Genomic DNA, 7,634 nt, shown 5'->3' with positions numbered 1-7,634 from the left:
GCGCGCATCTCGATCTCGTCCCAATGGCCCTCGACCTCGGCGAGCTTCCAGAGCGCGCCGGCGATCGGCTTGCCGCAGAGCTGCTTCGACAGCGCGATGCCGAAGGTCTCGGCCTTGCGGTCGGTATGGTCGGAGCCGAGGCCGAGCCAGAGCCCGTCGGCGAGCGAGACCAGCAGCGGCTCGACCTCGCCGGAGGAATCCGGGCCGAGCACGGCGAGCGCCTTGGCTTGCGTCAGCGTCTGCGCCGCGACCCGGTAGAAAACCGGCATGGCGCTCGGCCGCGGCACGCCGATGGCGGCGAGTTCCTCGACATGGTGGCGCAGTGCCGCCTCGTCGCGCCCGGCCCAGCCGGCGATGACGAGATGGTCGATCTCGACCGCGACCCTGTCGCGGCCGGCCATGGTGAAGCGATCGAAGGAGAGCATGGTCATTGCGCCATCGTTGGCAGCCAGAGGGCGAGCTGCGGGAACCACATCAGGATCAGGACGCCCAGGATGTAGACGAGGAAGAAGGGGATGACGCCGGAGAAGACGTCGGTGATCGGGCCGCCATCGCGCCGCATGCCCTGGAGCACGTAGAGCACGGTGCCGTCCGGCGGCGAGATCAGCGCGATCTCGACCAGCATGGTGACGATGACGCCGAACCAGATCGGATCGTAACCGAGCGCGACGACAACCGGGAAGATCACCGGGATCGTGGTGATCACCATGGAGAAGCCCTCCATGAAGGTGCCGAGTGCCAGGTAGAAGCCGATGATCAGCAGCATCACCGCCCAGGGCGGCAGCGGCATCTCGCCGACGAGCTTGGCCAGCGCCTGCGGCACGCCGAGGCCGACGAAGACGTAGTTCAGCACATAGGCGCCGAACAGGATGAGCCCGATCAGCGCCGTATTGCGCGCCGTCGCCTCGGCCGAGTCGTTCAGCATCCTGAACGAGAGCCTGCCCTCGATCGCGGCGAAGACGATGGCGCCGATCACGCCGAGCGCGGCCGATTCCGTCGCGGTGGCGAGGCCGCCATAGATGGTGCCGAGCACGATCAGGATCAAGATCGCGGTCGGGGCGAGATCGACCAGGCTGCGCAGCTTGACCGAGAGCGGCAGGCGCGGCGCGTCGGGATCGGCATGCGGGGCCGCCGTCCTCGCCTTCCACAGGATGACCAGGACGAAGAGGATGACGACGAGGATGCTCGGGCCGACGGCGGCGAGATAGAGCGCCCCGACCGAGGTCTCGGTGATCAGCCCGTAGATGATGAAGGTGATGCCGGGCGGGATCAGGTTGCCGAGCGCGCCGCCGGCGGCGAGCGTGCCCAGCACCATCTTGGGGTCGTAGCGCGTGCCCTTGAAGAAGGGCAACGCGACCGAGCCCATGGTCGCGGCGGTGGCGACCGAGGAGCCCGAGATCGCCGAGAACACGCCGGACGCCGCGATATTGGTGTGGAGCAGCCCGCCGGGCAGACGGTCGAGCCAGACGTTCAGCGCCTTGTAGAGCCGGTCGGAGAGGCCGGCGCGCAGCAGGATCTCGCCCATCAGCAGGAAGAGCGGCACCGCGACGAGGACGAAGCTCGACGAGGGGTTCCAGACGGTCTGGCCGATGAAGGTCCAGAACGGCCGGTCGGAGAAGGCAAAGCCGATGATCAACCCGAGCACGCCGAGCGCCGCGCCGATATAGATGCCGGCACCGAAGAACAGCAGGAACAGGCCGACGAGCAGCAGCACCTCGCCGATCAGCAGGTTGCCGGGGCCGATGCCCATGAAGCTCATGGCGACCATGAGGCCGACGAGAACGAGCAGGAAGACGATCGCGATCACTTCGTCGCTCCCTTGCCAGCCGCAATGTCGGCATCGAGCGCACCGACCGCCTCCAACGCCTCCGCCGCCTCCTCGTCATAGGTGCGCTGATGCAGCAGCACCTCGGCCTCGCCGCCGCGCCCGGCCAGCACCAGAAGCGTGCTCTCCGCCAGCATCAGCAGGATCAGAACGAGGAAGACGACGATGCCGAAGGTCCACAGGCCCTGCGGAATCCAGAGCGGCGTGCGCAATATGCTGATGTCGGTGGCGCCGAAGAGCAGCGATTCATCGACCAGCTCCCAGGCGCCCTTGGCGATGAAGGCGACGAAGACCGCCAGCGCCGCCAGGCTGAGCAGGTGCATCGGATAGCGGATCTTCGGCGGCAGGAAGTTGATCAGCACGTCGATGCGGACATGGGCGCGGCTGGTCAGCGCATGGGCGAGCGCCCAGGAGATGCCGAAGGCCAGCGCATAGCCGGTCAGTTCCGTCGTCGACTGCGAGGAGAAGCCGAGGAAGCGGCGCGCCAGCACATCGAAGGTGATGAAGGCGGCGCAGAGGATGAAGCCCCAGCCGGCGGCATAACCCATGAAGGTGCCGAGCCGGGCCACGAGCCGCCGGCACAGGGCGGCCGCGACGATCATTCTGTCGAGCATCGCGGCCGTCCCCTTCAGCGTGCTTCGTAACGGACGCCGGTGATCGGAGCGACCAGCCGGTTATAGGCTTCGCCGCAGCGCTCGCCGCAGCGCTTGACCCAGGCCGGCAGCACCGCGGTGCGCAGGCTGGCCCGCAGCGTCTCCATGTCGGCGTCGCTCGGGCGGGTGACGGTCATCGGCTTGTTCTCGACGACATGGCCGATCTTGCAGCCTTCCTTCTGGCCGGCATTGCAGGCGATGCCGTCCTCCGTCGCCTCGAGGCCGAGCGCCCATTGCTGGTCCTCGACCTGCTTGAAGGTCGCCTGCAGGAAGTCGCGGACGGCCGGGTCGAGCTTGTTCCACCAGGCGAGATTGGCGACATAGGCCGAGTTCCCCCAGGAGACCGGCAGCGCATACATGTGCTTGGTCACCTCGTACCAGCGCGCGCCATTGCCGGTCGCGGTGCCGGTGATGGCGCAGTCGACGACGCCGCGCTCCAGCGCCGAGTAGACCTCGGGGAAGCCGATCGCCGTCGGCTGGGCGCCGAAGGACTGGACGAAATCATTGGTCGAGCCGCCGGCGGTGCGGATGCGCCGGCCCTTGAGGTCGGCGAGGCTCTTCACCGGCTCGCGGCAATAGAAGACCTGCGCCGGATAGGGGAAGGTCGCGATGATGCGCACCCCGAAGCGCTCGAGCTCCTTGTTCACCTCCGGCAGCACGGCGTCGATGACCTTGCGCGACTGCGCATGCGACGGATTCAGCCCGGCGAGATCGGACATCTCCAGCATCGGCACGTCGCCTGCCACCGTCGGCAGCGCCGGCGCGCCGATATCGATCTGGCCGGAGCGGATGACGCGCAGCAGCTCGGGGCCGGTCAGGGCGCGCTCGGGCCAGCTCGCCAGGGTGACCTTGATGCGGCCGCCCGACTTCTCCGGGATGCCCTCGCGCAGCATCGGGATGTCGACCTTGGTGTATTGCGGGATCGTCGGCGAGAGCTGCGTCACCATGGTGACGTTGACCGCAGGCCCTGGCGGCACGGTCTGGGCGTCGGCCGTCCCGATGGCGCACACGGCCAGGGCCGCTGCCAGAGATCTGGAAATCGTCATGTGGTTCTCCCGTGCGTGGCCGCGGCGCGGCGGCCACGCATCATGGATGCAATCGCGGTGCCTGCAACGGCCTTGTGCCGCTGGGTCACCTTCGCCGATTACTCAGCCCGATCTACTTGGCCTGGTAGGTAACGCCCGAGATCGGCGCGACGGCGCGGTTGTAGACCTCGACGCAGCGCGCCCCGCAGCGCTCCATGAACTGCGGCAGGATCGCCGAGGTCAGGGTGGCGCGCAGCACGTCCTGGTCGGCCTGGACCGGGCGGAACAGGCCCATCGGCTTGCTCTCGACGAGCTTGCCGATCCTGCAACCCGCCTTGTCGCCGCTGTTGCAGGCGAGGCCGTCCTCGGTGGTCTCCTCGCCGAGCTTCCACTGCGCCTCCTCGACCTCCTTCATCGTCGTCTCGAGGAAGGCGCGGACCTGCGGATCGAGCTTGTTCCACCAGGAGAGGTTCACGACATACATCGAGACCGACCAGAACAGCGGCAGCGCATATTGCGACTGGCTGACCTCGTACCAGCGCGCGCCGTTGCCGGAGCTGGAGCCGGTGATGGCGCAGTCGACGACGCCGCGCTCCAAAGCGGTGTAGACCTCGGGGAAGCCGATCGCGGTCGGCTGCGCGCCGATCGAGTTGACGAAGGTGTTGGACGAGCCGCCGCCGGTGCGGATGCGCTTGCCCTTGAGATCGGCGAGGCTCGTGACCTTGTCGCGGCAGAAGAAGACCTGCGCGGCGAAGGGGTACATGCCGACGATCTTCGTGTTGAAGCGCTCCAGCTCCTTGTTGAGCTCCGGCAGCAGCGCCTGCGCGACCTTGCGCGCCTGGCCGACCGTCGGGTTCAGCCCGGCAAGATCGACCATGTCGAGCATCGGCACCTCGCCGGAGACGGTGTTCAGCGGCACGGCGCCGATATCGACCTGCCCGGAGCGGACGAGGCGGATGATCTCCGGGCCGGTGAGGTTGCGCTCGGGCCAGCTCGCCAGGGTGACGTTGATGCGCCCGCCCGACTTCTTCGGCACGCCCTCGCGCAGCAAGGGTATGTCGACCTTGGTGTATTGCGGCAGGGCCGGGCCGACCTGCGTCACCGCCTGGATGTTGACGGTCGGGCCCGGCGGCAGGGTCTGCGCCGCTGCCGGACCGGCGAGGGCGAGCATGAGGGCCGCAAGCGAGGCATAGCGAAGTCGTTTCATGGCAAGCGCTCCTGTCGGGTCGAGGGGGTCGGCGGGTAGTAGTTGAACTCGATCATCAGGCAGCCGCCTTCGGTGAAGAACGGGCCATGCAGGACCTGGGCCGGGCGGCAGGCGTAGGAGCCGGCCGGCAGGAACTCGGAACTATCGAGATCGTCGGGGTTGCCGATGCGGAGCGATCCCGAGATCAGGAAGACCTCCTCGCACCAATCATGCACCACCGCCTCGGCGACGAAGGCACCGGGCGCCCAGCGCGAAAGCCGCGTCAGCGCCCCGCTGCGGCCGGCATGGTCGAGCCGGCCGGACAGGAGCTTCTGCTCGACGCCGGCATAGCCCGCGACCGGCTCCCAGCCCTCAGTGGACAGCGCGTCGAAGAATTCGCGATGCTGCTTGGCGAAAGCGCCGAAGCCGGGATGAGGGACGGTGCTCATAGGATCGACAGCCGGCTGTTCTTGAGGTCGGTGACCAGCATGGCGCCGGGCGCATGCGTGATGGCAAAGGGCGGCCTGGCGGCGGCGATCACCGCCTGCGGCGTCACCCCGCAGGCCCAGAACACCGGCAGCTCGCCGTCACGCATCTCGACCGGGTCGCCATAGTCAGGCTTGCCGAGATCGGCGATGCCGATCTGCTCAGGCAGGCCGATATGCACCGGTGCGCCATGCACCGCGGGAAAGCGCGAAGTGATCTGGATGGCGCGGATCGCATCGGCCGGGCTGAAGGGCCGCATCGTCACCACCATCGGCCCGGCGAAGCGGCCGGCCGGCGCGCAGGGAATCGAGGTCCGGAACATCGAGACGTTGACGCCTGCTGCGACGTTGCGGACCTCCAGCCCGTCGGCGATCAGCGCCTCCTCGAAGGAGAAGCTGCAGCCGATGACGAAGCCGACCAGGTCGCCCCGCCAATGCGAGAGGATATCGGCCGGCTCGTCGACCAGTTCGCCGTCGCGCCAGACCCGATAGCGCGGCAGGTCGGTGCGCAGATCGAGATCGGCGCCGAGATCGGGCAGGCGCGGGTCGCCGGGCTCGGTCATGCCGATGATCGGGCAGGGCTTCGGGTTGCGCTGGCAGAATCGCAGGAAATCGCTGGCGAGATCTTGCGGCAGGATGACGAGATTGCCCTGCACGAAGCCGGGCGCCAGCGACGAGGTCTGGCAGGAGAGCCTGCCCTCGCGCACGGCGCGGCGCGCCTCGGCGCCGGTCGCGAAGCCGCGTTCGGTTGAGATCGGCTGTTCCAACATTCCCCTCGTGCCCCTTTTCCGGTGCCTCTGCGTCAATACTGGGCCGAAGCCGGCACTGTCGTCCAATTGTCATTCGGGATCGCTGCTGATAAATCTGACTTATCGAATGAGGCACCCCTTGATCGAATTCAGGACTCTCGAGACCTTCGTCTGGGTGGCGCAGCTGAAGAGCTTCCGGGGCGCGGCAGCCAAGCTCAACACCACGCAGCCCTCGGTCTCGCAACGCATCGCGCAGCTGGAGGAGCAGCTCGACGCCCGTTTGATCGAGCGCGGACGGCGCTCCTTCGCCCTGACCGAGGCCGGGCGCTCGGTGCTGGCGCAGGCCGAGCGCCTGCTGCGGCTGCGGGCCGAGCTCGTCGCCTCGGTGACCGACCGCTCGCAGCTGCGCGGGACATTGCGGCTCGGCGCGGCGGAAACCATCGTCCACACCTGGCTGCCGCGCTTCGTCGAGGCGATGTCGGCGCGCTATGAGCGCATCACGCTGGAGATCGAAGTCGACATCTCGCCGAATCTGCGCGAGCGGCTGCTTTCCCAGCAGATCGACCTCGCCTTCATGCTCGGGCCGATCAGCGCGCCCTCGATCCTATCTCGGCCCCTGCGCGACGAGCCGATCCGCTTCTTCGCCAGCCCGAAGCTCGGCTTCTCGGCCGGGGAGAACCTGCTTTCGCGGATCGCCGCCTTCCCGATCATCACCTTCGCGCGCAACACCCAACCCTATATGCGGCTGCGCGAACTGCTCTCTGATCCACATCTGCCGCCGACGCGCGTCCATGCCAGCGCGGCGCTCGCCACCGCGGTGCGCATGGCGCTGGACGGGCTCGGCGTCGCGCTGATCCCGGCCTCGATCGTCACTGACGACGTTGCTGCCGGCCGTCTGGTCGAGATCGACTGCGCCGCCGGGATTCCCGACCTGCAATTCGTCGCCGGCTGGCTCGCTTCGCCCGATACCAGCATCATCGACCTGGCGCTAGAGATCGCCGGCTCCGCCTCCGCGGGCGCCGCTCGCTAGACTAGTGGCTGTGGGCGGCCACCCGCGGCTCCTTCAGGAAGAGCAGCGCCAGCATCGCCGTCGCCAGCAGCCCGGCAACGGCTAGCCAGGCATTGAGCTGCATGCCCTGGATGAAGGCCTCGCGCGCCAGCCCAAGCATCGGCTCGGCCTGCGCCGGAGCCTGATGGGCCGCCATCACGGCGCCGCCGAGCGTCGCGCGCGCCGCCTCGGCCGCCTCGCCCGGCATCGCCGCCGGAACGGCGCCGACCATCTGCGCGCGATAGATCGCGGTCGCGACGCTGCCGAGGATGGCGATGCCGAGTGCCCCTCCGAGTTCGATGCTGGTCTCGGACAGGGCCGCAGCGGAGCCGGCGCGTTCCGGCGGCGCGGCGGAGACGACCAGGTCGGTCGTCAGCGCCACCACCGGGGTGAAGCCGAGCGAGAACACCACCGTGCCGATGACGACGATTGCGACCGAATTGCTCGCCGTGATCTGCGTCATGACCAGGAAGCCGAGCGCCGCGACGACAAGGCCCGCCACCATGATCTGGCGCACGCGCAGACGGCTCGCCAGCGCCGGCACGATCATCGAGCCGGCGATGAAGGCGAGCGCGGAAGGCAGCGTGTAGAGAACGGCGACGAGCGGCGAGAATCCGGCAACGAGCTGAAGATATTGCGCGACGAACAGGAAGATGCCGAACA

At 68.2% G+C, this 7,634-nt stretch carries 9 protein-coding genes; 1 reads left to right on the top strand and 8 read right to left on the bottom strand.

What is annotated here, in order from left to right; translation table 11 throughout:
- The 7 genes from V6M56_RS11540 to V6M56_RS11510 all read right to left on the bottom strand — a co-directional run.
- The coding region (locus V6M56_RS11540; RefSeq protein WP_442881140.1) for a DUF2848 family protein at nt 1–431 on the bottom strand (431 nt) is incomplete at its 3' end.
- Nucleotides 428–1,807 carry a TRAP transporter large permease gene (locus V6M56_RS11535; RefSeq protein WP_332683800.1) on the bottom strand — a complete coding sequence of 460 codons (1,380 nt, stop codon included), beginning with the start codon at nt 1,805–1,807 and terminating at the stop codon, nt 428–430. The genes V6M56_RS11535 and V6M56_RS11540, both read right to left, overlap by 4 nt.
- The gene (locus tag V6M56_RS11530; RefSeq protein ID WP_332683798.1) at nt 1,804–2,439 is read right to left on the bottom strand and encodes a TRAP transporter small permease subunit; all 636 of its coding nucleotides are present in this window, start codon (nt 2,437–2,439) and stop codon (nt 1,804–1,806) included. Before V6M56_RS11530 ends, V6M56_RS11535 begins: the two co-directional genes overlap by 4 nt.
- 14 nt (nt 2,440–2,453) lie before the next feature.
- Nucleotides 2,454–3,524, bottom strand: coding sequence for a TRAP transporter substrate-binding protein (locus tag V6M56_RS11525; protein WP_332683797.1), 1,071 nt, complete (start codon nt 3,522–3,524; stop codon nt 2,454–2,456).
- Between the two features lie 112 nt (nt 3,525–3,636).
- Nucleotides 3,637–4,710 carry a TRAP transporter substrate-binding protein gene (locus tag V6M56_RS11520; protein ID WP_332683796.1) on the bottom strand — a complete coding sequence of 358 codons (1,074 nt, stop codon included), beginning with the start codon at nt 4,708–4,710 and terminating at the stop codon, nt 3,637–3,639.
- Nucleotides 4,707–5,138 (bottom strand): cupin domain-containing protein, encoded by a 432-nt coding sequence (locus V6M56_RS11515; protein ID WP_332683794.1) that lies wholly within the window; start codon nt 5,136–5,138, stop codon nt 4,707–4,709. The genes V6M56_RS11520 and V6M56_RS11515 overlap by 4 nt, the downstream gene beginning before the upstream one ends.
- Nucleotides 5,135–5,941 (bottom strand): putative hydro-lyase, encoded by an 807-nt coding sequence (locus V6M56_RS11510; RefSeq protein WP_332683792.1) that lies wholly within the window; start codon nt 5,939–5,941, stop codon nt 5,135–5,137. The genes V6M56_RS11515 and V6M56_RS11510 overlap by 4 nt, the downstream gene beginning before the upstream one ends.
- Nucleotides 5,942–6,062: 121 nt before the next feature.
- On the opposite strand from V6M56_RS11510, the gene V6M56_RS11505 reads away from it, so the two are divergent.
- Complete coding sequence (locus V6M56_RS11505) at nt 6,063–6,953, top strand: LysR family transcriptional regulator (RefSeq protein WP_332683791.1); 891 nt, start codon at nt 6,063–6,065, stop codon at nt 6,951–6,953.
- 1 nt (nt 6,954) lies between these two features.
- Here the strand turns inward: V6M56_RS11505 and V6M56_RS11500 are convergent.
- Nucleotides 6,955–7,634: MFS transporter (locus V6M56_RS11500; RefSeq protein WP_332683789.1), on the bottom strand; the 680-nt coding region annotated here is incomplete at its 5' end.

The sequence above is a fragment of the Allobosea sp. genome (genome assembly GCF_036675845.1).
Taxonomy (GTDB): Bacteria; Pseudomonadota; Alphaproteobacteria; order Rhizobiales; family Beijerinckiaceae; genus Allobosea.
The sequence above is the reverse complement of the archived record's forward strand: the minus strand, read 5'-3'. Positions and strand labels throughout refer to the sequence as shown.